Origin of the sequence: Thalassococcus sp. S3, from assembly GCF_004216475.1 — a bacterium.
Classification (GTDB): Bacteria; Pseudomonadota; Alphaproteobacteria; order Rhodobacterales; family Rhodobacteraceae.
The window spans coordinates 4134607-4158436 of record NZ_CP022303.1 but is presented as its reverse complement, the minus strand read 5'-3'; the positions used below and the strand labels follow the sequence as shown (position 1 = coordinate 4158436).

26 protein-coding genes and 1 pseudogene are annotated in these 23830 nt (G+C 60.6%); 13 read left to right on the top strand and 14 right to left on the bottom strand.

The window, feature by feature from the left end; genetic code table 11:
• The first annotated feature begins 52 nt into the window (after positions 1–52).
• Positions 53–913, top strand: a complete 861-nt coding sequence (locus tag CFI11_RS20420; RefSeq protein ID WP_130409283.1) for a crotonase/enoyl-CoA hydratase family protein — start codon at positions 53–55, stop codon at positions 911–913.
• Here the strand turns inward: CFI11_RS20420 and CFI11_RS20415 are convergent.
• Positions 910–1887 (bottom strand): DMT family transporter, encoded by a 978-nt coding sequence (locus CFI11_RS20415; RefSeq protein ID WP_130409281.1) that lies wholly within the window; start codon positions 1885–1887, stop codon positions 910–912. The genes CFI11_RS20420 and CFI11_RS20415 overlap by 4 nt on opposite strands.
• Before the next feature lie 146 nt (positions 1888–2033).
• Between CFI11_RS20415 and CFI11_RS20410 the strand changes: the two genes are divergently transcribed.
• The 9 genes and pseudogenes from CFI11_RS20410 (at position 2034) to CFI11_RS20370 (ending at position 10153) form a co-directional block, all read left to right on the top strand.
• Complete coding sequence (locus CFI11_RS20410) at positions 2034–2963, top strand: ABC transporter ATP-binding protein (RefSeq protein ID WP_130409279.1); 930 nt, start codon at positions 2034–2036, stop codon at positions 2961–2963.
• Complete coding sequence (locus tag CFI11_RS20405; protein WP_130409277.1) at positions 2960–3721, top strand: ABC transporter permease; 762 nt, start codon at positions 2960–2962, stop codon at positions 3719–3721. The genes CFI11_RS20410 and CFI11_RS20405 overlap by 4 nt, the downstream gene beginning before the upstream one ends.
• A gap of 110 nt (positions 3722–3831) precedes the next feature.
• Positions 3832–4629 (top strand): S49 family peptidase, encoded by a 798-nt coding sequence (locus tag CFI11_RS20400; RefSeq protein WP_130409275.1) that lies wholly within the window; start codon positions 3832–3834, stop codon positions 4627–4629.
• A gap of 169 nt (positions 4630–4798) precedes the next feature.
• The gene (locus CFI11_RS20395) at positions 4799–5746 is read left to right on the top strand and encodes a calcium/sodium antiporter (protein ID WP_130409273.1); all 948 of its coding nucleotides are present in this window, start codon (positions 4799–4801) and stop codon (positions 5744–5746) included.
• A gap of 21 nt (positions 5747–5767) precedes the next feature.
• Positions 5768–6550, top strand: a pseudogene (locus tag CFI11_RS20390) (SDR family oxidoreductase); the annotation flags it as partial.
• A 290-nt stretch (positions 6551–6840) separates the two neighbouring features.
• On the top strand, positions 6841–8718 hold the full coding sequence (gene uvrC / locus CFI11_RS20385; RefSeq protein WP_130409269.1) for an excinuclease ABC subunit UvrC: 1878 nt from the start codon (positions 6841–6843) through the stop codon (positions 8716–8718).
• 75 nt (positions 8719–8793) lie between these two features.
• The gene (gene pgsA, locus CFI11_RS20380; RefSeq protein ID WP_130409267.1) at positions 8794–9459 is read left to right on the top strand and encodes a CDP-diacylglycerol--glycerol-3-phosphate 3-phosphatidyltransferase; all 666 of its coding nucleotides are present in this window, start codon (positions 8794–8796) and stop codon (positions 9457–9459) included.
• Positions 9459–9704 (top strand): molybdopterin converting factor subunit 1, encoded by a 246-nt coding sequence (moaD, locus tag CFI11_RS20375; RefSeq protein ID WP_130409265.1) that lies wholly within the window; start codon positions 9459–9461, stop codon positions 9702–9704. The genes pgsA and moaD overlap by 1 nt, the downstream gene beginning before the upstream one ends.
• A gap of 5 nt (positions 9705–9709) precedes the next feature.
• Positions 9710–10153, top strand: a complete 444-nt coding sequence (locus tag CFI11_RS20370) for a molybdenum cofactor biosynthesis protein MoaE (protein ID WP_130409263.1) — start codon at positions 9710–9712, stop codon at positions 10151–10153.
• A gap of 3 nt (positions 10154–10156) precedes the next feature.
• On the opposite strand, the gene CFI11_RS20365 is transcribed toward CFI11_RS20370, so the two are convergent.
• Genes CFI11_RS20365 through ubiA form a run of 3 tightly spaced genes read right to left on the bottom strand, consistent with a single transcriptional unit; the run spans position 10157 to position 13424 of the window.
• Entirely contained in the window at positions 10157–10483 is a 327-nt protein-coding gene (locus CFI11_RS20365; protein ID WP_130409261.1) for a hypothetical protein, read from the bottom strand.
• Entirely contained in the window at positions 10476–12398 is a 1923-nt protein-coding gene (locus CFI11_RS20360) for an OmpA family protein (protein WP_130409259.1), read from the bottom strand. The genes CFI11_RS20365 and CFI11_RS20360 overlap by 8 nt, the downstream gene beginning before the upstream one ends.
• A 54-nt stretch (positions 12399–12452) precedes the next feature.
• The gene (gene ubiA / locus CFI11_RS20355) at positions 12453–13424 is read right to left on the bottom strand and encodes a 4-hydroxybenzoate octaprenyltransferase (RefSeq protein WP_130409257.1); all 972 of its coding nucleotides are present in this window, start codon (positions 13422–13424) and stop codon (positions 12453–12455) included.
• Positions 13425–13436: 12 nt separating this feature from the next.
• On the opposite strand from ubiA, the gene CFI11_RS20350 reads away from it, so the two are divergent.
• The 3 genes from CFI11_RS20350 (at position 13437) to CFI11_RS20340 (ending at position 16112) form a co-directional block, all read left to right on the top strand.
• Positions 13437–14156, top strand: a complete 720-nt coding sequence (locus CFI11_RS20350) for a 16S rRNA (uracil(1498)-N(3))-methyltransferase (RefSeq protein WP_130409256.1) — start codon at positions 13437–13439, stop codon at positions 14154–14156.
• A complete protein-coding gene (locus tag CFI11_RS20345; RefSeq protein ID WP_130409254.1) occupies positions 14153–14677 on the top strand; it encodes a hypothetical protein in 525 nt (174 codons plus the stop codon). Before CFI11_RS20350 ends, CFI11_RS20345 begins: the two co-directional genes overlap by 4 nt.
• 64 nt (positions 14678–14741) lie before the next feature.
• Positions 14742–16112, top strand: coding sequence for a glutamate--cysteine ligase (locus tag CFI11_RS20340; protein ID WP_130409252.1), 1371 nt, complete (start codon positions 14742–14744; stop codon positions 16110–16112).
• 40 nt (positions 16113–16152) lie between these two features.
• Here the strand turns inward: CFI11_RS20340 and CFI11_RS20335 are convergent, their stop codons facing one another.
• The 10 genes from CFI11_RS20335 to CFI11_RS20290 form a co-directional block, all read right to left on the bottom strand.
• A complete protein-coding gene (locus CFI11_RS20335; protein ID WP_130409250.1) occupies positions 16153–16503 on the bottom strand; it encodes a hypothetical protein in 351 nt (116 codons plus the stop codon).
• A gap of 17 nt (positions 16504–16520) precedes the next feature.
• A complete protein-coding gene (locus CFI11_RS20330; protein ID WP_130409248.1) occupies positions 16521–16931 on the bottom strand; it encodes a hypothetical protein in 411 nt (136 codons plus the stop codon).
• 24 nt (positions 16932–16955) lie between these two features.
• Positions 16956–17489 carry a GbsR/MarR family transcriptional regulator gene (locus CFI11_RS20325; RefSeq protein WP_130409246.1) on the bottom strand — a complete coding sequence of 178 codons (534 nt, stop codon included), beginning with the start codon at positions 17487–17489 and terminating at the stop codon, positions 16956–16958.
• A 56-nt stretch (positions 17490–17545) separates the two neighbouring features.
• Positions 17546–17803: a hypothetical protein gene (locus CFI11_RS20320; protein ID WP_254448977.1), complete on the bottom strand. Its 258-nt coding sequence runs from the start codon at positions 17801–17803 to the stop codon at positions 17546–17548.
• On the bottom strand, positions 17793–19826 hold the full coding sequence (locus CFI11_RS20315; RefSeq protein WP_130409244.1) for a prolyl oligopeptidase family serine peptidase: 2034 nt from the start codon (positions 19824–19826) through the stop codon (positions 17793–17795). The genes CFI11_RS20320 and CFI11_RS20315 overlap by 11 nt, the downstream gene beginning before the upstream one ends.
• 39 nt (positions 19827–19865) lie before the next feature.
• The gene (gene plsY / locus CFI11_RS20310; protein WP_130409242.1) at positions 19866–20474 is read right to left on the bottom strand and encodes a glycerol-3-phosphate 1-O-acyltransferase PlsY; all 609 of its coding nucleotides are present in this window, start codon (positions 20472–20474) and stop codon (positions 19866–19868) included.
• Positions 20474–21760 (bottom strand): dihydroorotase, encoded by a 1287-nt coding sequence (gene pyrC / locus CFI11_RS20305; RefSeq protein WP_130409240.1) that lies wholly within the window; start codon positions 21758–21760, stop codon positions 20474–20476. Before pyrC ends, plsY begins: the two co-directional genes overlap by 1 nt.
• Before the next feature lie 204 nt (positions 21761–21964).
• The gene (locus CFI11_RS20300; protein WP_130409238.1) at positions 21965–22348 is read right to left on the bottom strand and encodes a hypothetical protein; all 384 of its coding nucleotides are present in this window, start codon (positions 22346–22348) and stop codon (positions 21965–21967) included.
• Positions 22345–22881, bottom strand: coding sequence for a hypothetical protein (locus CFI11_RS20295; RefSeq protein ID WP_130409236.1), 537 nt, complete (start codon positions 22879–22881; stop codon positions 22345–22347). The genes CFI11_RS20300 and CFI11_RS20295 overlap by 4 nt, the downstream gene beginning before the upstream one ends.
• The gene (locus tag CFI11_RS20290; RefSeq protein WP_130409234.1) at positions 22878–23825 is read right to left on the bottom strand and encodes an aspartate carbamoyltransferase catalytic subunit; all 948 of its coding nucleotides are present in this window, start codon (positions 23823–23825) and stop codon (positions 22878–22880) included. The genes CFI11_RS20295 and CFI11_RS20290 overlap by 4 nt, the downstream gene beginning before the upstream one ends.
• Positions 23826–23830 lie beyond the last annotated feature (5 nt).

Here is a 23830-nt window from a genome sequence, read left to right as displayed (position 1 = left end):
GCCTCTGTTTATCCTGCCAAAACCATGATCTGGTCTTGGCAGGGAGGCGCCTATGTCGTGTGTGACTTATGACGTAAACAACCGTGTTGCGCGGATTTTGCTCAACAGACCCAGTGTTTTAAACGCAATCGACGATGAGATGCCCGCAGCACTTGCTGCGGCGGTGGCACGTGCGGACGCGGATCCCGACGTCCATGTCATGATTCTCGCCGGAGCCGGTTCTGCATTTTGCGCGGGCTATGATCTAAAATATTATGCCGAAGGAAATGGGTCAGGTGATGTGACGCAACCCATGCCATGGGACCCGATCAAGGATTACCGGTTCATGTGGACCAACACCCAACACTTCATGTCGCTGTGGAGAGCCATGAAGCCGGTCATCTGCAAGGTGCACGGGGTCGCGGTTGCCGGTGGATCGGACATCGCCCTTTGCGCGGATCTGACGATCATGGCCGAGGATGCACAGATCGGTTACATGCCGGCACGCGTCTGGGGTTGTCCGACAACAGCCATGTGGGTCTACCGGCTGGGGGCCGAGCGGGCCAAACGCATGCTCTTTACCGGCGACAAAATCAGCGGGCGAGAGGCGGCGGATATGGGCCTTGTGCTCAAAGCGGTTCCCGCTGATGACCTGGACGATGAGGTCGAGGCGCTTGCTGCGCGGATGGCCAGCGTTCCGATAAACCAGCTTGCGATGCAGAAGATGGTGATCAATCAGGCGATTGAGGCAACCGGGATGATGGAGACCCAGCGCCTGGCCACGCTTTTTGACGGGATCACCCGCCACTCGCCTGAAGGCCTGAACTTCAAGACCCGCGCAGAAGATCTGGGGTGGAAGACCGCCGTCCGGGAACGGGACGAGGGGACCTTCGATTGGACGGAGAATGTCCCGCTGCCCAAAAGAAACCGCTAATAGCGCTGTTTGACTTCGCCCCGCGCAACGCGGCGGGACATTTGCTGCTCTCTCAGGAAGACAAACAGGCCAGCCCCCATGATCAAGGCCATGCCAACCCACACTTCCCAGGCGGGGACTTCTGTCCAGATCAGCCATCCCCAGAAAACGGCCAGCGGTAGCCCCACATATTCAAAAGGGGCGACCGTCGCAGCATCGGCGAGCCTGTAGGCCTGGCTCAGCGCGTAGCCGATGATGGCCGCGTTCAGCCCCAGCCCAAGGAAAAGCCAGACATCCGAACCGTCCGGCAGGACCCAGGCGCGCAGAAGAAAGATCAGGCTCTCGTTCTCCAGCCCTTCGGCATAGCGGCCGTCGCCAGCCACGAGCCAAAACAGGCCGGACACGGCAATGAACGTGACCTGGATGTAGACGGCCAGCGCCGATGCTTTTGTCGTCGCGCCCAGCTTGCGGGTCAGCAATTGCAAAAGCGCGTAGGTGAGCGCGGAAAAGACCGGCAGCAACAGAACGATCCTGTTCACGCCGATATCCTCGGTCCCCTCCCACGGGCGTTGCATCAGGATGACACCGGAGAAGCCAACCAGCACCGCCGACAGTCGCAGGGGGCCGACCTTTTCACCCAAAATCGGAATGGAGAGCAGGGTGATGAACAGGGGGGCGGCGAAAAAGAGTGCGGTGGCATCCGCGAGTGGGATGACCGCCAATGCGGTAAAGAAGGTCATGTTCGAGATCACGACCATCAATCCCCGAACCAGGTGAAGGCCGGGGCGCCGGGTTCTCAGAATGCCCCAGCCGCCTTCAATCTGAACAAGAACAAGGCTGAACATCAGCCCGATCGCGGATCTGGTGAAAACCATCTGGTGCAGAGGATAGCCGCCCGACAATTGCTTGATCAGCATATCGTTGATCGAAATGCAGAACACGCCGATCACGACGCACAGGATGCCAAGTGTTGAGGAGTTGTTCGAGGGCGACATGGGTCAAGCGCTATCACAGGGGTCGCGGCTGTCCAGATACAATGATCGGTCGATCTATACGCGTATGCGCGCAGGCTTATGTGCATTTGCGCGCTGGGCAAGGCTCGACAAAGACCATAGCTTGCGCACAAAGCGAAGAGGCAAATATGACGTCCATCCTTAAGATACGGGATCTGCGCAAAGTCTATGATGGCGGGTTCGAAGCGTTGAAAGGCGTGTCGCTGGATATCGAAGAAGGCGAAATCCTAGCGCTTCTCGGCCCGAACGGCGCAGGCAAGACCACGCTGATTTCCACGGTCTGCGGCATCACCTCGAAATCATCCGGCAGCGTTTCTGTCGGCGGACATGATATCGAGACCGATTTCCGGGCGGCAAGATCGATGATCGGTCTGGTGCCGCAGGAGATCTCGCTGGAGCCTTTCGAAAAGGTGCTCAGCACCGTTCGTTTCTCACGCGGATTGTTTGGCAAGGCGCGCGACGATGCCGCGATTGAGGCCATCCTGCGCAAGCTGTCGCTTTGGGACAAAAAGGACAATCAGATAAAGGAATTGTCCGGTGGCATGAAGCGGCGAGTTCTCATCGCCAAGGCCCTGGCGCATGAACCGCGGGTTCTTTTCCTCGATGAGCCAACCGCGGGCGTGGATGTGGAATTGCGCAAGGACATGTGGGATGTCGTCGCCGAACTGAAGGCAGATGGCGTGACGATCATTCTGACCACGCACTACATCGAAGAAGCCGAAGCCATTTCCGACCGTGTGGGAGTGATCAACGGGGGACAATTGTTGCTGGTCGAAGAAAAGGCGCGCCTGATGGCCCAAATGGGACAAAAGCAGCTTGAAGTGCAATTGACCGAACCCCTGTCCACGATTCCGGACGCATTATCGGCGTACGACCTGACGCTGGGCGACGGGGGATGCTCGCTTATCTACGCGTATGACACGCGGGCTGAGCGGACGGGGATCACGACGTTGCTGAACGATGTGGCCTCAAGCGGCCTTGTTCTGAGCGATGTGCAAACCCGTCAAAGCAGTCTGGAAGACATTTTCGTGGGCCTGGTCGCGGAGGATCGAGCATGAACTGGACTGCAATCCGCGCGATTTACGCTTTCGAGATGGCCCGCTTTTTTAGAACCTTGTTGCAGAGTTTTCTGTCGCCGGTCCTGTCGACGTCTCTTTATTTCGTAGTTTTCGGAGCGGCCATTGGAAGCCGGATCGAGGAAGTCGAGGGCGTGTCCTACGGGGCGTTCATCGTTCCCGGCCTGATCATGTTGTCGGTGATGACACAGGCGACGTCGAACGCGTCTTTCGGGATCTATTTTCCCAAGTTCATCGGTACGATCTACGAGCTTTTGTCCGCACCGATCAGCTTTCTTGAGATCGTGTTGGGATATGTCGGCGCCGCAGCGACCAAGGCCTTGTTCATCGGGGTGATCATTCTGGCCACCGCGGCGCTGTTCGTAGATATCGAAATCCAACATCCCTTTGCGATGTTGGCCTTCCTTCTGCTGACATGCCTCAGTTTTGCGCTGCTCGGCTTTATCATCGGGATCTGGGCCAGCAATTTCGAACAGCTTCAGCTTGTCCCGCTTTTGATCGTCACGCCGTTGGTCTTCCTCGGCGGGTCCTTTTATTCCATCACCATGCTGCCGCCTGTCTGGCAGACAGTAACCCTCTTCAATCCGGTCGTTTACCTGATCTCGGGATTTCGCTGGTCCTTCTTCGGCATGGCCGATGTACCCGTGGGATGGAGCCTTCTGGCCATTGGGGCCTTCACGGCCCTGTGCATCGGCATCATCGGCTGGATCTTCAAGACCGGCTGGCGCATCCGAAGCTGATCGGGGGAGCGTGGCATAATTGCTTGCCTGCCCCGCAATTCCGCAAGGTGATCTTGTCAAGTTAAGGGCGCGCCTTGTTTGTGCTGGGTCGGCATTCTACATGGGCCTGCATGAAACGCTGGCTGCCCTTTGTGAAATCCGACCCGACCGTGGCCGTGGTCCGCCTCGCAGGCGCGATCGGTCTCTCCGAACGGGCAGGTCTGTCCGACAAGGCTCTTGCGCCGATCCTGGAGCGCGCCTTTCGCCGGGGTAAGCCCGACGCCGTTGCGCTGGAGATCAACTCTCCCGGCGGCTCCCCGGTGCAGTCGTCCCTGATCGGCAGCCGCATCCGCCGTTTGCGCGATGAACTGGATGTCCCTGTCGTCGCCTTTGTCGAGGATGTGGCGGCGTCGGGTGGATACTGGCTCGCGGCCTCTGCCGATGAGATCTATGCCGACGAAAGCTCTGTTCTGGGATCCATCGGGGTGATCTCGTCCGGGTTTGGCGCGCATGTCTTTCTTGCGCGGCAGGGCGTCGAACGCCGCGTCTATACTGCCGGCAAGTCGAAATCCATGCTGGACCCCTTTCGGCCGGAAAATGAAGAGGATGTCGCGCGGCTGAAGGTTCTTCTGGACGACATCCATCAGAACTTCATCGCTCATGTCAAAGCGCGGCGTGGCGGTAAACTCGATGATGAAAAAGACCTCTTCACCGGCGAGATCTGGCTGGCGGCCAAAGCCCAGGATCTTGGGCTGATCGACGGTGTCGGCCACCTGGTGCCGATGATGAAACGCCGTTTCGGGGACAACGTGAAGTTTCGCCGCTATGGGTTGCGGCGTCCGTTCTGGCAGCGCTTCGGGGCGCAGATGATCGAAAGTACCGTGGCCGGGATTGAGGAGCGCGCGGCTTTCGCGCGTTTTGGCCTCTGACGTGATTTCAAAGATCGTCATCCTTTTTCTGGTCTTCATGGCCGTGCTGGCCATGTTCGGCAAGCTGCGGGTGCCTGGTAAAGGACGCCTCTCGTCGGCCAAATGCCGCAAATGTGGTCGTTACCGGATCGGCAAGGGGCCCTGTGCCTGCGGGCAGGGGGCAGGCTGAATGCTCCCATGGCTCTTGTCCGGTCTCGGCCTGGTCATCTTGCTTCTGGCAGGCGACGCGCTGGTGCGCGGGGCGGTCAACCTCAGTTTGCGGTTGGGTGTTCCGGCGCTCATCGTCAGCTTGACCATCGTCGCATTCGGCACGTCCGCCCCTGAGCTTTTGATTGCCATCAGCGCAATCTACGACAACGCGCCCGGCATCGCGCTTGGCAATGTCGTGGGCTCGAACACAGCCAATATCCTGCTGGTGATGGGCATTCCCGCCTTGATGGCCACATTGCACACAAGCGAATGTGACAGCCGCAAAACCTATGTCTTCATGCTCGTGGCATCGGTTCTGTTCATCGCGCTTGCATTCTCGGGCACCTTTAATCGGACGACCGGTGCGATCTTGCTGTTGGCGCTGGCATTTGTGCTTTTCGATGCCTTTCGCGAAGCGCGCAGACATCGCAACGCGGATCAGCCGGACGATCTGGAAGACGTCGAGGGCGCGGATCCGGACATGCCTTATTGGCGGATCGGTGTCTATCTTCTGCTAGGGTTGGTCGGGCTGCCCTTGGGTGCCGATCTGCTGGTGGACAACGCGTCCATCATTGCCAAGATGTACGGCGTCAGCGACACGGTAATCGGCCTTACGCTTGTCGCTGTTGGAACGTCACTCCCCGAACTTGCGACTACCGTGATGGCGGCGCTGCGTCGGCAGGCCGATGTGGCATTGGGCAATGTCATCGGCTCGAACATGTTCAACCTGCTGGCGATCATCGGGATTGCCACATTCTTCGGTCCGATCCCTGTCGATCCGTCCTTCATTCGGTTTGATCTCTGGGTGATGCTTGGGGCGTCGGTTCTGATGTTTCCGTTCGTTTTCCTTAGATACGATATCACGCGAACCTGGGGTGTGATCTTGACCGTGCTTTATGCGGTCTATGTTGCCGCTGTACTGACCTAGGCGGCAACACGAAGGAAAACGCCCATGACACAGGCACTTGTCACCGGCGCAGGCAAACGGCTGGGCAGGTCGATGGCGCTCTATCTGGCAAAGCGCGGCTTTGACGTCGCGGTCCATTATTCACAGTCGGCCGAGGCGGCGCAGGCCGTCGCGTCAGAGATCGAAGCGATGGGCCGCCGGGCCGTGGCCCTTCCTGCAGACCTGCTGAACGATGATGAGACCGAAGCTTTGTTCGCCGCCGCGACCGACGGGTTGGGCGGGCCGATAACCTGTCTGGTCAACAATGCCTCGATTTTCGAACACGACACCATCCGGACCGCGACGCGGACCTCATGGGACAGACATTTCGGAAGCAATCTGAGGGCGCCGTTCCTGCTGACCCAGGCCATGGCGGCCCAGGATCTGCCGGCACAGACCGACAAGAACGGAGAGCCGCGCGCCTCGGGTCTGATCGTGAACATGATCGATCAGCGGGTGCGCAAGCTGACGCCTGAGTTCATGACCTATACGCTGGCCAAGATGGGCTTGTGGGCCATGACGCAAACCACGGCCCAGGCCCTTGCACCGGCCATTCGTGTGAACGCGATCGGCCCCGGTCCGACATTGCAGGGGTCGCGCCAAAGCCTTCAGCATTTTTCGGACCAGAGAGCCAGCACCCTTCTCGAACGGGGCGCCGATCCGGCAGATATCAACGCGGCACTCGGCTATTTTCTGGATTCGCCGGCGGTGACGGGACAGCTTTTGTGCGTGGATGGCGGCCAGCATCTGGCCTGGCAAACGCCGGATGTTTTGGGGGTTGAATAGTTGCCGGTGCGTCAAGTTTTGCACCCCGTTAAACAGTGTTACCAAAGCGTTACAAAATTGCCTTTGTTTTCAGTTGTTTGTACTAAGGCCGAAAAAATAACGTTCCTTTTCAGTGCTTTAGATATGTGCTCAAAAAACAGGCAAGCGAGCGAAGGCACCAAGAAACAACAAGAAAACCGGGGTGCCCCAAAGATATCTGCAGACTTATCCACACAATCCGTGGACAGCTTAGCCCTTGATGGCGCGCCAATAAGATTGCAGGCCCCGCGCGAGAATCATATCTCTTCTTTATGACGGGATCGGAGTTGGAACAGCACGGCACGCGTCCTACCGGGCATGATTGTATTCAAGGCTATCTGAAGACGCTCGATAGCTCTCCGGGCGTGTACCGCATGCTCGATGCGGAAAGCCGCGTGCTTTATGTCGGCAAGGCGCGCAATCTCAAGGCGCGGGTTTCGAACTATGCCCGTCCGGCGGGTCATAGCCCGCGCATTGCCCGCATGATCCGGGACACCGCCGCGATGATGTTCCTGACAACGCGCACCGAGACCGAGGCGCTGCTTCTGGAGCAAAACCTGATCAAGCAGCTCAAGCCAAAGTACAATGTGCTTCTGCGGGACGACAAAAGCTTTCCGAATATCCTTGTGGCCAAGGATCATGGCTTTCCCCAGATCAAGAAACATCGCGGGGCCAAGAAAGAGAAGGGGACCTATTTCGGCCCCTTTGCAAGCGCCGGAGCGGTGAACCGGACATTGAACCAACTGCAGAAAGTCTTCCTACTGCGCAATTGCTCGGATTCGATGTTTGAAAGCCGAACACGTCCGTGCCTGCTCTATCAGATCAAGCGCTGTTCGGCGCCCTGCGTTGGCTACATTTCGGAAGAGGATTACGCGGAAAGCGTGTCCGACGCCGAACGCTTCCTGTCGGGCAGATCGACCAAGGTGCAGGAGAACCTCGCGGTGCAGATGGCGGCGGCATCGGAAGCGATGGAGTTCGAACGTGCAGCGGCCTTGCGCGACAGGATCCGCGCATTGACCCAGGTTCAGACCGCCCAGGGGATCAACCCGCGCGGCGTTACCGAAGCCGATGTGATCGCGCTTCATCTGGAAAGTGGACAGGCCTGCGTACAAGTGTTTTTCATCCGGGCCAACCAGAACTGGGGCAACCGCGATTTCTATCCACGTGCCGGCGTGGATATCGACGCGGCAGAAGTGCTTGAGGCGTTTCTGGGTCAGTTCTACGACACGAAGGAACCGCCGCGTCAGGTGCTTTTATCCTATCCGATCGAAAACATCGATTTGATGCAAGACGCGCTGACCCAGAAGCTGGGCCGAAAGGTCGAAATACTGGTTCCACAGCGCGGAGAGAAGGCAGAGCTGATCGAGGGCGCGGCCCGCAATGCGCGCGAAAGCCTTGCCCGCAAAATGGCCGAGACGGCGACGCAGGCCAAGCTGTTGCGCGGGCTGGCGGAGGCTTTTGAGCTGGATGGCCCGCCGCAACGCATCGAAGTGTATGACAACAGTCACATACAAGGCACCAACGCTGTCGGTGGCATGATCGTGGCCGGACCAGACGGGTTCATGAAGAACCAGTACCGAAAGTTCAATATCCGCGGCGACGAACTGACACCGGGTGACGATTTCGGAATGATGAAGGAGGTGCTGACCCGCCGATTCAAGCGTCTCTTGAAGGAAGATCCGGAGCGGTCCAAGGGGCATTGGCCGGACCTTCTTTTGATCGACGGCGGAGCAGGTCAGGTTTCGGCGGTGGCCGAGATCATGGCAGAGCACGGCGTTGAGGATATCCCGATGGTGGGCGTGGCCAAGGGCGTTGACCGCGATGCCGGCAAGGAGGAATTCCACCGCTCCGGGCAGCGTCCATTCGCGCTGCGGCACAACGATCCGGTGCTCTACTTCGTGCAGCGGCTCCGGGACGAGGCACATCGCTTTGCGATCGGAACGCACCGGGCCAAGCGGGCCAAGGCGGTGGGCGCCACACCTCTTGATGATATCCCCGGCGTCGGCGCCGCACGCAAGCGGGCGCTTTTGGCGCATTTCGGAAGTGCCAAGGCCGTCAGCCGCGCAAATCTGGCGGATCTGAAGGCCGTTGATGGTGTGTCGGAAGGATTGGCTGAAAAGATCTACGACTTCTTCCACGAACGTGGCTGACGCCTTTGCAAGTTCGCAGCTCCACGCATCCCGGAGGCTCTTTCCCCCGCAGGCCCGGCAGGCTAAGACTGCGCCATGACGTGGAATATTCCCAACATCCTGACAGCCCTGCGCTTGCTCGCCGCGCCAGGCATCGCGGTGATGTTCCTCTATTTTACAAGACCCTATGCAGATTGGCTCGCGCTGCTTCTCTTTGTGGTGGCGGCAGCGACGGATTGGTTCGACGGCTATCTCGCACGGGCCTGGAAACAAGAGACGCGCATGGGCGCGATGCTCGATCCCATCGCCGACAAGGCCATGGTTGTGATCGCGCTGATGGTGATCGTGGGGTATTCTTCGATGTCTCCGTGGCTGGTTTTGCCGGCAACCGTGATCTTGTTCAGAGAGGTCTTTGTTTCTGGCCTGCGCGAGTTTCTGGGGGATACGGCAGGCACGCTGAAGGTGACCAAACTGGCCAAGTGGAAAACAACCGCGCAGATGGTCGCGATCGCGGTCCTGTTCGCGCAAGGGGTGTTCGAGCACTACCTGGGCATGGCGGCGTGGGGTATGGACCAGGCCTTGCTGGACGACATCTTTGCGGGTCGTGTGGAGGATCTGCAGGGACTGCGCTGGAAGATGGCGGGAATGGAATGGTCGGGTCTGATCGGTCTGACGCTTCTGTGGCTTGCCGCCGCGTTGACGCTTCTGACCGGAGCCGACTACTTTCGCAAGGCATTGCCGTTGTTGAGGGAGGGTCGCTGATGGATGTGCTCTATTTTGCCTGGGTCCGCGAGCGGATCGGCGTGCCCAAGGAACGGGTTGAAAGCGATGCTGCCACGGTCGCGGATCTCGTTGAGGAGCTGCGCGCGCGCGAGGAACGATATGCGGTCGCGTTCTCGGATCTTGCCTCCCTCCGTGTTGCGGTGGACCAGGAGCTGACGGATTTCGATGCTCCGCTTGCCGGGGCCAGTGAAGTCGCCTTTTTCCCGCCGATGACGGGAGGGTGAACCGCATGCGCATCTGCGTGCAGGAAGAGCCGTTCGATCTGGGCGCTGAAGCCAACAGCTTTGCTGCGGGCCACAGTGATATGGGTGCCATTGTCACCTTCACCGGTGTGGTCCGGGACCTTGCGGCGGGCGATCTCGACGCGATGGAGATCGAGCATTATCCGGGCATGACGGAAGCCGCGATCACCAAGATCGCGGAGGAGGCCCGGACGCGCTGGTCCCTGGGCGACGTTCTGGTCATCCACCGCTACGGACGTCTTGCCCCCGGGGCCTTGATCATGATGGTGGCCACGGCAGCGCCGCACCGAAAAGACGCGTTTGAGGCTGCGGAATACCTGATGGACTATCTCAAATCCCGTGCGCCGTTCTGGAAAAAAGAGCTGACCTCGGACGGTGCGGATTGGGTCGCTGCGAAGGAAGAGGACGAAGCGGCGCTGACACGTTGGTAACGGTCACGACGCGTTGGCCCGCTCCACATAGGCACGCAATTCCTCGGCTTCTTGGCGCGCGTCACGCAGGCCATCCATCGCGGCGCGCAGTTCTGCCTCTGTCTGGCTAAGCTGGTTGGTCAACTCGGCTTCTCGCTGTTGCAGGTACGTGATGGCCTGATCGCGTGTTTCTTCGGCCTCGTGCAGCTCCTGGCTCATCCGGTCCAGTTCTCCGACATCTGCGGCCGAGACCCGGGTGAAACGGTGGACCAACCAATTCGCGAACCAGCCCAGGCAGAAGGCCACAAACAGGATCACTGCCGTCCATATGATGAACTCGGTTCTACTCATTGGCGCCCTCCTCCCCGTCAGCCGGCGCGGCTTCTTCGGCTTGCGCCTCTGTATCGAGATCTTGGGCGACACTGTCCAGCGTACTTTCAACCTCCGGCGCGGTTGGGGTCGGTCGGATCAGGCGAAACTCGATCCGGCGGTTGGCTTCACGGCCTGCTTCGGTGCTGTTGTCTTGGATCGGGCGGGCTTCGCCGTAGCCCTTCGCGACAAAGCTGCCGGTGGGCACCCGGCGCCCGCGCAGTTCGGTCAGAACGGCCTGCGCCCGCGCCTGGCTCAACTCCTGGTTCATGACCTCGCGGCCCTGGCTGTCGGTATGGCCCTGAATTTCCAGGCGCAGGGATCCGCAGCGCTGTAACGTCTCTGCGATCTCGTCAAGCTTTCCGGCGGCCCCGGCCGCAATCGTCGCCGATCCCGGCTCGAAGGTGATTTTTCCTCGGGACAGGATATCCGCAAGCGTGCGCTCACACTGATCGGGGTCCATCGGCTGATCGGCGGGCGGGGGCGGCTCGCGGTAGACCACGTCAATAGTGTACCTCTCCGCCTCTCCCAGCTTTTCGGACAGGAAGCCCGACATACGCGCCTTCGCATCTTGCTGTTCGGTGATCCCCTGGACGGCAACCTCTTCTGCTGTGACGGTCACTGCGCCACTGACCAGCATCGACAGCGCTTCGAGACCGGCAAGGACCCTCACAGGCCAGTCTGCCGGCAGATCTTGCGCCACACGGGCCGCGACATAGACGCTGTCCGACCCAAAGCTCGCCTGGGCAAAGCTGTTGGCAACCTCCCTGAGATTGGCATCGCTCACCCGACCGCGCAGTTGCACAAGGCCCTCCGGGCTTAGGGTGGCCACGAATTCCGCAGGGCCTGCATCCGGTCCCGTTTCCGGTTCGGGCAACACCGCATGCAAGGCGAAGACTTCGGGCAGACGTGTTTCAAGCTCGCCGACGACCCGGTCGAAGACGGATTGGTTCGTCCCTTGCAGCGCGACAAGCGTGACATCGGCATTGGCAAAGGTGACGGCGCCGCCGCCAAGCTCCTGCACTGCTGCTATCGCCATTTCAGCGGCTTCATCCCAGTTTGGCGAAGGTACGCCCATGCCGATGACGCAGTTTTCCCGTTCTGACGCACCGGCGGTTCGCGCGGCTGCGAGGATGCGGTTGCGCGCGGCCTGATCCTGCGCTGAGCAGGCATCAAAGCGCGCGCCGTTGTCATCGGAGATAAAGCGCAGTGTGAACGGCGTGATCACGGGGCGTGGTGCGGCAATGTTCAGGGACAAACGCAGACCGGGAGGCGCGGATCGTTGCAATTCGGTCTCCAACACCTGCTTTTCGGCGGCGCTGTCAGCAATGGCCGTGACGATCACGCGTCCGGCATCGACCGAGACTTTCGAACGGGGCAGACGGGCAAGTGTCGTCATGGAAAACCCAAGGGCGTCATCCCAGCCACGCGGTGCCGGATAGTCGGCCGTTTCCAACAGGTCAGTGATGCTTTCGCCGTCAGCGATGTCTTCAAGTTCGGCAACCATCGCGGCGCGGTCTGTCGCCGCGGGAACAAGGCCGATGATCGAAACGCCGCTTTCGTTGCGCAGAATTTCGACAGAGAACCGGGGCGCCGTGAGGGCTGCCGTGGCCTGAACCTCCATCTCGTCGATGACGCGGGCCGCGTCGATCACAGCGCCCGTTGCACTGATCGCTTGGAACCGCAGCGCTTCGGTCGGAGCCGTGCCGCTCAGCAGCAGGCGCAAGCCGTCGCTTTGCACTTCGGCCCAGCCAAAACCACGTTCGTCCAGCGTCTGACGGACGCTGATCTCGGTGTTCTCTTCGATGACGGTGACCGCGAAACTGGCGGCCACGAGGCTCAGAATGGCGGCAACTCCGAAGGCGGCGGCCATAATGGCGAGGATTGATAGGCGCATAAGCGAGTGGTCTTTGCTTCCATCGGTTTGAGCGTTGATACGCTCTGCCACTTTTTACTGCAATCCGATGAAAAGGGCAGCCCCGAAGAACACAAGCGGAATCAACCCTGCGTCACGATTTGAGCGGAAAACCTGCACGAGGATGTCGGGATCTTCCAGGTCCAGACGGCGCAATTGCCAGGTCATGTGCCAGCCCATGGCCCAGGGTCCCACGAGCGCGATTACGAGGGACAGGATGGTTTGAGAGGGCAGAACGGCGGAGATCACCGAAAGCCCCATCAGGCTGACGGTGGCCACCAGAAACCGGCGCAGCCAGGCGGGTGATTGGCTGCCGAAGAGCCGAGCGGTCGATTTTATCCCGATCAGGGCATCGTCCTCGGTGTCCTGATGCGCATAGATGGTGTCGTAAAAGAGGGTCCAGGCAATGCCGGCGAGATAGAGGAGCAGCGCGACCGGGTGCAGGCTGCCGGAATGCGCAGCCCAGGCCAGAAGGGCGCCCCAATTGAAAGCGACGCCCAAGAACACCTGAGGCCACCAAGTGAAGCGTTTGGCGAAAGGATAGATGGCGACGGGCAAAAGCGACAGAAGCCCCAGAAGGATCGCGGTCGTGTTGAAGGTCAACAGGATCGCGAAGGCAATCAAGGCCTGCGCACACATCCAGATCACCGCCGCCCGGACACTGACCTGACCCGACGGAATCGGGCGCGAGCGGGTGCGGGCCACCTGCCCGTCGAAGTCGCGGTCGGTGATGTCGTTCCAAGTGCAGCCGGCACCGCGCATCAGCCAGGCCCCGAGGGCGCAGCCGATTGCGATCCAGAGATCGGAGAGGCGCGGGGTGCCGGAATGCAGGATCGACAGGCTCAGCCCCCACCAGCAGGGTAAGAGGAGCAGCCAGGTGCCGATGGGCCGGTCGGCCCGGCTGAGACGCAGATAGGGGCGCGTGGCCGAAGGCGCCCAGCGGTCGACCCAATTGTCGGCGACGGCATCAGCGACCTGTCCGTCTGGCGTTGGCGCGTCGGGTTGCATATGTAGAGCTCCATGAGCGCGAAGGTCAGGCTGTATGTAGAGCACCCGCTGGGCAAGGGGCAAACGGTTGAATTGACGCGGGACCAGGCGCATTACCTGTTCGGCGTCATGAGGCTTGGGCCGGGCGCGCAGGTGTGTCTGTTCAACGGGCGGGACGGCGAATGGCGCGCTGAGGTGGCCGAAGCTGGAAAGCGCGGAGGCGTGTTGCGGGCGGTAGAACAAACCAAGTCTTTGCAGACGCCCCCGGATCTCTGGCTGCTGTTCGCGCCGATCAAGAAGGCACGGACGGATTTCATCGTGGAGAAGGCGGCCGAAATGGGGGTGGCGCGGATCTTGCCGGTGCAGACAGACTTCACCAATTCCGAGCGCATCCGCAGGGACCGTTTGCAGGCCCACGCGGTGGAAGCGGCGGAGCAATGCGGAGGAACCTTTGTGCCGCAGGTGGCGGATTTGCAGAGGCTCGATACGGTTCTGGATGGCTGGGATGCGGCGCGGCGGCTTTGTTTTTGCGACGAGGTCGAGGTGGGCCGCTCCTCCGCCCTGGCGGGCGTCGTCGCTTCGGGGGCGGTTTTGATTGGACCGGAAGGGGGTTTTTCGGAGCGGGAGCGCACACGCCTGACGGGCCAGCCCTATGTTGATGTCGTCAGCCTTGGCCCAAGGGTGCTGCGTGCGGACACAGCCGCGGTTGCCGCGCTCACGCTTTGGCAGCAGGCGCACGGAGACTGGCGATGAGTTTCATTCGGCCCGAACTGCAAGACGCGCTTTTGCGTTGGCGCGAGGTGGTTGCAGGCCTCGCATTGATGGCGCTTGGGCTTTACTGGGCGCTGTCGAACGGCATTCTTTTCTGGCTGGGTCTGGTTCTGATTGCCATCTCGGCCGGCCTGATCGTGATCGGCGTGCAGCGCGCGCGGTTTCGCGGGCAAGGCGGCGGTCCGGGCGTGGTTCAGGTGGATGAAGGCCAGATCTCGTATTTCGGCCCGCTGACGGGAGGAATTGTCGCAACCGCCGAAATCGAGCGCCTTGCGCTTGATCCGACACAGATGCCAGCCCATTGGGTGCTGGAGCGACCGGGGCAGCCCCCCCTTCACATTCCGGTGACAGCCGCCGGTGCCGATGCGCTTTTTGACGTCTTCAGTACGCTGCCGGGGCTCAAAACCAGCCAGATGCTGAGCGAAATGCACTCTGCCTCGCCCCATCCGGTGGTCATCTGGGAGCGCACACCGTCACGTCCCGCAGGTCTTCGGCTGCATTGACACCCCGCGCCTTTCGGCTCAGGTGTTGCCGTCAGAATGTGCGGACAGATCGGAGCGTGGCCCCATGTCAATTCCTCAATCCGGTGGCGGACCGATCGAACGGCACGCCCAATTGGCTGAATATCTCGAATCCGGCTGCAAGCCGCGGGAAGACTGGCGTATCGGCACGGAGCACGAGAAATTCGGCTATTGCCGCGACACGCTGCAACCGCTTCCCTATGACGGCGAGCGTTCCATTCTGGCCGTGCTTAAGGGTTTGCGCGACGGCCACGGTTGGGCCCCTTTGACCGAAGGCGGCAAGCTGATCGGGCTGGAGAAGGGCGGCGCCAATATCAGTCTTGAGCCGGGGGGGCAGTTGGAATTGTCCGGAGCGCCGCTTGAGACCATCCATGAGACCTGTGACGAAGTGAACTCCCATCTGGCCGATGTCCGTGACATTTCCGACAAGATCGGGGTCGGCTTTATCGGGCTGGGTGCTGCGCCGATCTGGACCCATGAGCAGATGCCGATGATGCCCAAGGGCCGGTACAAGTTGATGGATGCCTACATGCAGAAGGTTGGCACCATGGGTCGCACGATGATGCGGCGTACCTGCACGGTTCAGGTGAACCTCGATTTCAGCTCCGAGACCGACATGGTCAAGAAGATGCGCGTGGCGCTGGCCCTCCAGCCCGTCGCGGTTGCGCTTTTTGCCAATTCCCCGTTTTTCGAAGGCAAGCCCAACGGGCACAAGACATGGCGCAGCCGGGTCTGGCGCGATCTGGATGCAAGCCGCACGGGCATGCTGCCTTTCGTCTTCGACGATAGCTTTGGCTTTGAGGCCTGGGCGGAATATGCGCTCGACGTCCCGATGTACTTTGTCTATCGCGACGGCGTTTATCATGACGCGCTGGGTCAGTCGTTTCGCGATTTTCTGAAGGGCGAGTTGCCGGCCCTGCCGGGTGAGACGCCGACCCTGAGCGATTGGGCGGATCATCTGACCACGATTTTCCCCGAAGCCAGGGTCAAGAAATTCATCGAGATGCGGGGTGCGGATGGCGGGCCTTGGCGCCGGCTTTGCGCACTGCCGGCCTTCTGGGTGGGGTTGATGTATGACCAAAGCGCTTTGGACGCGGCCTGGGATCTGGTTAAGGACTGGGATGCCGAAACACGCGAGGCGTTGCGCATTGCCGCAAGCGAGCAGGGCCTGCAAGCCCAGGTCGGGATCCTCGACATGCACACGCTTGCGGGGATCGTGGTGGGTCTTGCAGAGGCCGGGCTGAAAGCGCGCGCGCGTCCCGGCGCGGGGGGCATGGTGCCGGATGAGACGCATTTCCTGAACGCACTTAAAGAGAGTATCGAAAGCGGCAAGGTCGCGGCGGATGAGTTGCTTGATCACTACCACGGTGACTGGAACGGCGATCTCACCCGGATCTACGAAGAGTACAGCTATTAGAACGCGACCGCGCCCGGACGGGCGCGGCCAGGGTTAGGTCTCAGGCTGCAGCTGGGGGTGCGGCCTTGTTCTGGGTGGCCATCACGGTGTTGCGCATGATGATGGTGGCCTGGGCGAACCCCATCCCAAGACACATCGCGGCCAGGCCGAGCGTGAAGAGAAAACCCATGATCGGATAGTCCGCGAAGAGCGGGATCAGCGCACCGATCAGCAGGACGCCCCCGCCGCCGATCGCGATAAATCCGGTCGTGATACTGAGGGCCGTGGCACGCGCGCCGGCCATGCTTTTGGGGCAATTGCCCAAAAGGCTGCCGATCCTCAGGATCATGTGCCCCATTACACCCAGAGTAGCGAGGGCAAGGGCGGAGTAGGCGAGTGCATAGTAAAGCATTGATCTTCCTTTCTGTTTCAAGGATCGGGTTTGAAGATGTCCTGCCTGATCCAGCGATAGAGCCAGACAAAGGCGGCGCCCCAGGCGGCACCGCAGGGCGGGCCGAAATAGAGATACATAGGCTCTCTCAGCAGGTCGGTGGGCAAACGGGCCTGTAGCAGATGCGCGCCCCCCAAGAGCAGCAGTACCGCGACGGTTGCCAGCAGCGCCGCGATCCAGGGCTTCGGCTCGTAGAGCAGCAGATAGGCCAGCAGGATCGGTGTGCCGAGGATCAGGTAGTAGGGGCCGCCAAGAACGATGCCGACGACCGGGATCAGCATGATCCAGAATCCCAGCACAGCGACCACAAGCGGCGCGCCGACCAGAGCGAGAAAGAAGGCGATCGGATCGACTACCTGAAATCTGTTACTTGCAGTTATTTCTGTCATGACTGAAACTCCAGGGCAAATTTTTTAGCTGTCGCGTCCCTTTGGCAGGAAGCGCGCGATGCGGGCGCCCAGTTTCAGCATGGCAAGCTGAACCGGGCGAGGCAGTTGGGCCACGTCGCGATACCAGTCGTCGAAGAGGCGCATGACCTCGCGGGTCTCTTCCATCCGTTCCCGGATCGCCTTGGGTGTCGCATCGGACCGGGCTGCGTCGGCGACATCGTCCAAGGCGGCGAGGGTGGGTGCAAATTCACGCTCCCGGCGTCCTTCGACGACGGTGTTGACCAGATCGAACATGTCGCGGACCGATGTGAAGTGATCCCGTCTGTCGCCCAGCTGACGTGATGCTTTGACGAGGTTCCAGCCCTGCAATTCCTTTAACGCCGTCGAAACGTTTGAGCGCGCCAGCGAGAGCGTCTCGCTGATGTCTTCTGCTGTCATCGGGTCGGGTGCGATGTGCAACAGCGCGTGGATCTGAGCGACCGAGCGGTTTACACCCCACTTGCTGCCCATCTCTCCCCAATGAAGGATGAAGTTCTGCATGGCGGGTGTCAGTTGCATATTCAATCCCATCAGAAATTTCTGTTAATTCAGAAATAACAGGATTTGAAAGAAGATCAAGCCTTTTCGAGATCGGTCAGAAAGGCCAAGACCTTTTCCATCGGCATCTCGCAAGGGAAGAGCCGCGGCCCGGCGCTAAGGTCATAGAGGTTTAGACTGATGTAGTCCGTGCCGCCGATCTCATGAGCGACGAGTTTGATGGACTTGCCACGCGCGAACACGGATTTCGACACATGATAGCGCCGACCTCGCGCCTGCCCTTCGGACGTACCCGATGGCCAGGCCCGCAGGCGGTGGACGGCTTCAGTCTTCAAGCCCCAATGCCGTTCTGAGAAACATGTAACCCAAGGCTGCCTCGCGCGCACGGGCGTGGCTTGCGCCTCCGCCGCCGTGACCTCCGTCGCGATGCTCCTGATAAAAGCTGTCATGCCCCAGGGCCTGGAGCTGCGCGGCGAAACGACGGGAATGGGACGGATCCACCCGGTCGTCAAAGCTGCTCGTGTCGATCAGTGCGTGCGGATAGGTCACCTCCGCCACCGGGCGCGCCTGATGCAGCGGTGAATAGGCGCTGAGCCACGTCCGGTCCGGTTCCCGCTCTGGATCGCCGTATTCGTCGATCCAGGCACGTCCAGCGGGAAATTTGTGAAAGCGCAGCATGTCATGCACGCCAACCTTGGCCCAGACCGCTCCGAACCTGTCAGGATAACGGGTCAGCATAACCCCGCAGAGGAGTCCCCCGTTGCTCGCCCCGTGACAGGCGATCTTGTCCGGCCTGCTAAAGCCGCGTTTGACAAGATCCGATGCAATCGCGGCGAAGTCTTCGAAGGCGCGCGGACGGTTTTCGCGTTTCGCGGTCTCGTGCCAGTCCGGCCCAAGCTCTGCGCCACCTCGGATATGCGCCTGGACGTAAGCGCCGCCCCGCGACAGCCACAACGTCCCGCAGATCTTGTCATACCAGGGATGCAGCGACATGCCAAAGCCGCCATAGCCATAAAGAAGCACGGGCAAGCCCCCTGCCTGGACCGCGTGGTCATTGGGCAGGACCAGATGATAGGGCACCTGCGTTCCGTCATCGGAGGTCGCATGCAAAAGCTGCACTGTCATGCCGCTGGCATCAAAGACTTCAGGCTCTTGCCAAAGCAATCTCCAACTAACCCGGTCCGGCCCGGCGTTCAGGTCGAAGAGATAAATGCGGGGCGACAACAGAAAGCCCCGTAGCGACAATTGCAACGTTTCATCCCCGCCATCGATATGCGCATCGTGGGGGCTGACCCAGATCGTTTCGGCCTCTTCCGGCAGGGCAATCTGATGTGGCTGCGCTCCGGGATCGTTGAGGTCGAGGCAGTAGAGCGTAGGCGTGAGCTGATCATAGCTGAGCCAGAGCAGCCAGTGTTTGAGGAAGAGAACGCTTGCCGCTTCAATGCGCCCGCCTTCGGGCGGCCTCATGACGCAGCGGACCGGTAGATCCGCGCCGATCTGACCCAGCATCAAGGCGCCGGCAGGCCCGCCCTTTGATTTCGCGACATAGGCAAAGTGAGTGGCGTTGTGCTGAACCGTGGTATCGGGCGGGCTGGGAAGGCGGGTGACCGCGCCATCGCGGCGCAGGATCGTCACTTGCTGCTTTCCGATCTCCAACACCCGCATAAAGCTTTGCAGCGGCATTCCGTCCGGTGTTTCGGTTCGATATCCCGAAACCAACACGTCTCCGGGTTCGGCCGCGAAGACGACCGGAGCTTCGGCGAGTGGCGTCCCGCGTTTCAAAAGCCGCACCTCACCCGGCCAGCCCGAAGAGGTCTGGGCGTCGTTTTCCGTGGAGGTGGACCAAAGCAGTGTATCGGGATCCAGCCAATCGACGCTTGACCGTTCGGCGGGCAGGTCGAACCCGTCTGGGACGATTTTTTTGGTGCGTGCATCAAACTCGATATGACGGCATTGGTCGGATCCCTGATATCCCAGACGAAACATTACTTTATCTGGGTCAAACGGCGCCGTGACGGCACCGAACCATTGCCATGTTTCCCCTGACTGCTCGCAGAAGGCGTCAAGATCAAAGACCTTTTCCCACTCAGCCTCCGGGTCTGGCGGCTGATCTGCGGGGCGCCGCATCCAAAGCCCTCTGGGGTTCTTTTTGGTCTGGCGGAAGGTGTAGAGCCATGCGCCCCTGCGCAAAACCGCCGTGAGGCTGTCGCGGCGTTGCAGAATGTCCTGTGCCAGCCTTGCGTCGGCTTCAAAAGCCTCCGTCATGAAGGCCGAGGCCGTGCGCGCATTCTGCCGGGTGACGAACGCGTCGATCGCGGCCGCATCCGTTTCAAGCTCTGGAAAGAGGAAATCGGTCATGGCGGCCTCCGATATGGTGTGCTGAGCGATATTGGTGATTTAGCCCTTTTGCCCGATCTTTGGCTCGGTCCCTGCGCGAATGCGGGCGATATTGGCGCTATGCCGCCAAAAGACGAGGATCGTCAGAATGATCGTCAGGATCAACGCCGTGCCATAGCCCAGCAGAACCAGCCAGATCGAAGAGAAGGATGCCGCGAGGATCGCGCTCATGGACGACATGCGCGTCAACGCGGCGCCGACGATCCAGGTTGCACAACAGGCCAGGCCGACAGGCCAGGCCAGGGCCAGCATGATCCCCAGAAATGTCGCAACGCCTTTGCCGCCCTTGAAGCCCAGCCAGACAGGATAGCAATGCCCGACAAACGCCGCGAAAGCAGCGATTTGCACAGCATCTTCGGCGGCAAATGAGCGGGCGAGAAGGAGGACGGCAGCGCCCTTCGCCGCATCGAATACGAGCGTGAGCGCAGCGGCCAGCTTGTTTCCGGTGCGCAGGACATTTGTCGCTCCGATATTGCCCGAGCCAATGTTGCGCAGATCGCCGAGGCCAAAGATGCGGGACAGCAGGATGCCGAAAGGGATCGAACCGAAGAGGTAGCCGAGGCCGGCCCATAGCAGGAGGACCGAAAGGGCGCTTTCAAAGGATGGCATCAGTCGGACCTCTTATAGACGGCATGGCCCGCAACATAGGTGGCCAGCACGCGCCCCTGCATCCGCTGGCCGTCGAATGGCGTGTTCTTGGATTTCGAATGCAACTTGAAGCGGTCCATGACGAATGGCGTGTCGGGATCGAAGAGTACAAGGTCGGCCGGAGCCCCTACGGAAAGGCGCCCGCCAGGCAAGCCCAATCGACGGGCAGGGTTCAGCGACATCGCGCGGAACAGAGTGGGCAGATCCAGATGTCCGGCATGGTAAAGCCGCATGGCGGCGGGCAGCAGCGTTTCCAGCGCGACAGCGCCGCTCGCGGCCTCCTCAAAGGGCAGACGTTTGGATTCTTCGTCCTGCGGCGTGTGCATCGACGAGATCACGTCGATCAGTCCGTTGCGCACGGCCTCCACCACGGCGACGCGATCTTCTTCGGAGCGGAGTGGTGGTTTGACTTTGAAGAATGTCCTGTAGTCGGCGACATCCAGTTCGTTCAGGGTCAGGTGATGAATTGATACGCCAGCGGTGATATCCAGCCCGTTCGACTTGGCCCGTTCCAGGGCGGGTAGGGCCCGCGCGGTTGTGATCTGATCCGCATGGTATCGCGCTCCGGTCATCTCGACCAATGCGATGTCCCGATCCAGTGCCATCCGTTCCGCCATGGCAGAGACAGAGGGAAGCCCCCGAAGCGACGCGAACTTTCCGGAGGTGGCAGCGGCGCCTGCGGACAGGCCGGGCTCCTGCGGGTGGGCCATGACCAAGGCGCCAAGACTGCTGGCATAGCTGAGCGCGCGGGAGAAAACCTTGGTGTCGGCGACCACGTTGTCACAATCGGTGAACGCAACGGCGCCGGCATCCATCAGAAAACCGATCTCTGTCATTTCGCGCCCGGCCCGTCCCTTGGTCAGGGCCGCCATTGGTACGACATTCACAGGTGCTGCCTCGTTGGCGCGGCGGGTGACGAATTCCAGCGTCTCGGGGCTGTCGATATTGGGGGTGGTGTCGGGGCGTGTCACCATCGTGGTCACGCCCCCGGCTGCGGCGGCAAGGCCGGCCGAGCCATAGGATTCCTTGTGCCGCTCGCCGGGTTCGCAGACTTTCACGCCAATATCCACGATGCCTGGCGCGAGGCATTTGCCCTGGCCGTCCACCAGTCGTTCAGCTGCCTCCCCCGGGGTCGCCATATCATGACGCGCGGAAATGCATCCGTCGGTGATCGAAAGGGCGCCAAGGGTGTCGGTTCCCGCTTCGGGGTCGATCAGGCGGACGTTTTGGATAATCAGTTGAGCCATGTCCACCTTATTTCCAGCGCTGATCCATGGCGTGCATGGCATCGACCCGTGCGGCGCTCTTCTGACAGATGCCGGTCCAAACCATCGGTTGCGGTCATTTTGACTAGCCCCCGATCCATATCATGACGCCGACGAACGCAAACATCAGCACCAGAACGATCATCGCGATGCGACCGGCAAGTTTCGGATCGGGTTTCGGATCTGTCATTGTCGGGCCCCTTCGATAGAAGACTTGGTGGCGGCAGGGTCCGATTGATACTTGATGAGATACTTGCTCCCGCTCTCGGTGATTACCTGCACATACCCTCCCATCGTCCGCACCTGCGCAATGGAGGAAAGCGGCACCCGCTGGTCCCCCGGGCCAGTCAGGGCATTACCGTCGATTGCCCATTCTGCGGCAAGCTCTTCAGAGGCAAGATACCAGCCTCGCAGCCCGATCGCTGCAAGCCCCGCCAAGGCCCCGGTCCAGATATGAGGGCTGCCGATCAGCCAAAGTACCACCATCGCCCCCGCCATGCCGATTGCCGCCATCCAGGCATGGGCACGGACATACGTGGCACGATCCGGTCTGAAGGTTTTTGTGGTCATATGAGCAGAACCGCCAGAAGCACCAGTCCGATCAGAACCATGAAGATCGTAAACACCGTGCCGCCCATCCTGCGCGCTTCGGCGCGCGCCTCACGCGGTGATCTGGTCGACCCGGTATGAGGTTTGGCACTTGTCGCTTCGATTGGCCCCGCGCTCCAATCAGTGCGTTCCTCTGGATAGGTGGCGATATGCGACACCCCGGAGGCGAGGCTGAGCGTGCCGCCGGAAGGGGATATGGCCGCCGAACGCACAAGAAGCACATAACCCTCCAACAGGTCGAGCTGTGATGCATCGGCTGCAATTTCGCTGTCTGCGATGCCGTGGCCTTCGGTCAGGTAACCTGACAACCCCAAACCTTCGAGATTGCGAACGGGAAAGAGTTCAAGCTGATCCGCGACGATCCCGTTAACACCCAGAAGGGCGCCTCCAATCCGGCCCTCTTCGAGATTTGAAAGCTCAGCGTCGGGGCGATCGACGTGAAAGACATGCACCATGCCGCGTTCGCCCCGGGGGATGACCATTGTAACGCTCATTGGGCAAGCGCCATGTCCGCGCGTTGATTGCGCGCCAGCAGATCCATCGCCGCCATGCGGACGGCCACGCCCATCTCTACCTGCTCCTGGATGACCGAGCGGTTGATGTCGTCCGCGATTTCCCCGTCGATTTCAACGCCGCGGTTCATCGGTCCGGGATGCATGACGATGGCATCGGGCTTGGCGCATCTGAGCTTTTCAGCGTCCAGTCCGAAGCGATGATAATATTCGCGCTCCGACGGGATAAAGCCGCCATCCATCCGCTCTTTCTGCAGTCTCAACATCATCACAACGTCGACATCTTCGAGCCCTGAGCGCATGTCGTCATAAACCTCGACGCCAAAGTCGGAGATGCCCGACGGCATCAATGTCGGCGGGCCGATCAAGCGAATGCGGCTTTCCATCTTGCCAAGCAGCAGGATGTTCGAGCGCGCCACCCGGGAATGCGCGATGTCCCCGCAAATGGCGATGTTCAGGCGATGCAGCCGCCCTTTGGCCCGTCGTATCGTCAACGCGTCGAGAAGCGCTTGGGTCGGGTGTTCGTGACGCCCGTCACCCGCGTTCAGCACCGCGCAATTGACCTTCTGGGCCAGAAGATCGACGGCGCCCGACTGCGGATGCCGGACCACCAGCAGATCGGGATGCATCGCATTCAGCGTCATCGCCGTGTCGATCAGGGTCTCGCCCTTTTTGATGGAGCTTGCCTGCATCGCCATGTTCATGACGTCAGCACCCAGACGTTTGCCGGCAATCTCGAACGAAGCCTGCGTGCGCGTCGAGTTCTCAAAGAACATGTTGATCTGAGTGAGGCCCGAAAGCGCATCGGAATGCTTGGTGGCCCTGCGATTCAGGCTGACATACTCGTCGGCCAGATCAAGAATTGCCAATATGTCATGCGGTTTGAGTTGTTCGATCCCCAAAAGATGACGGTGATCAAAGGACATGAACC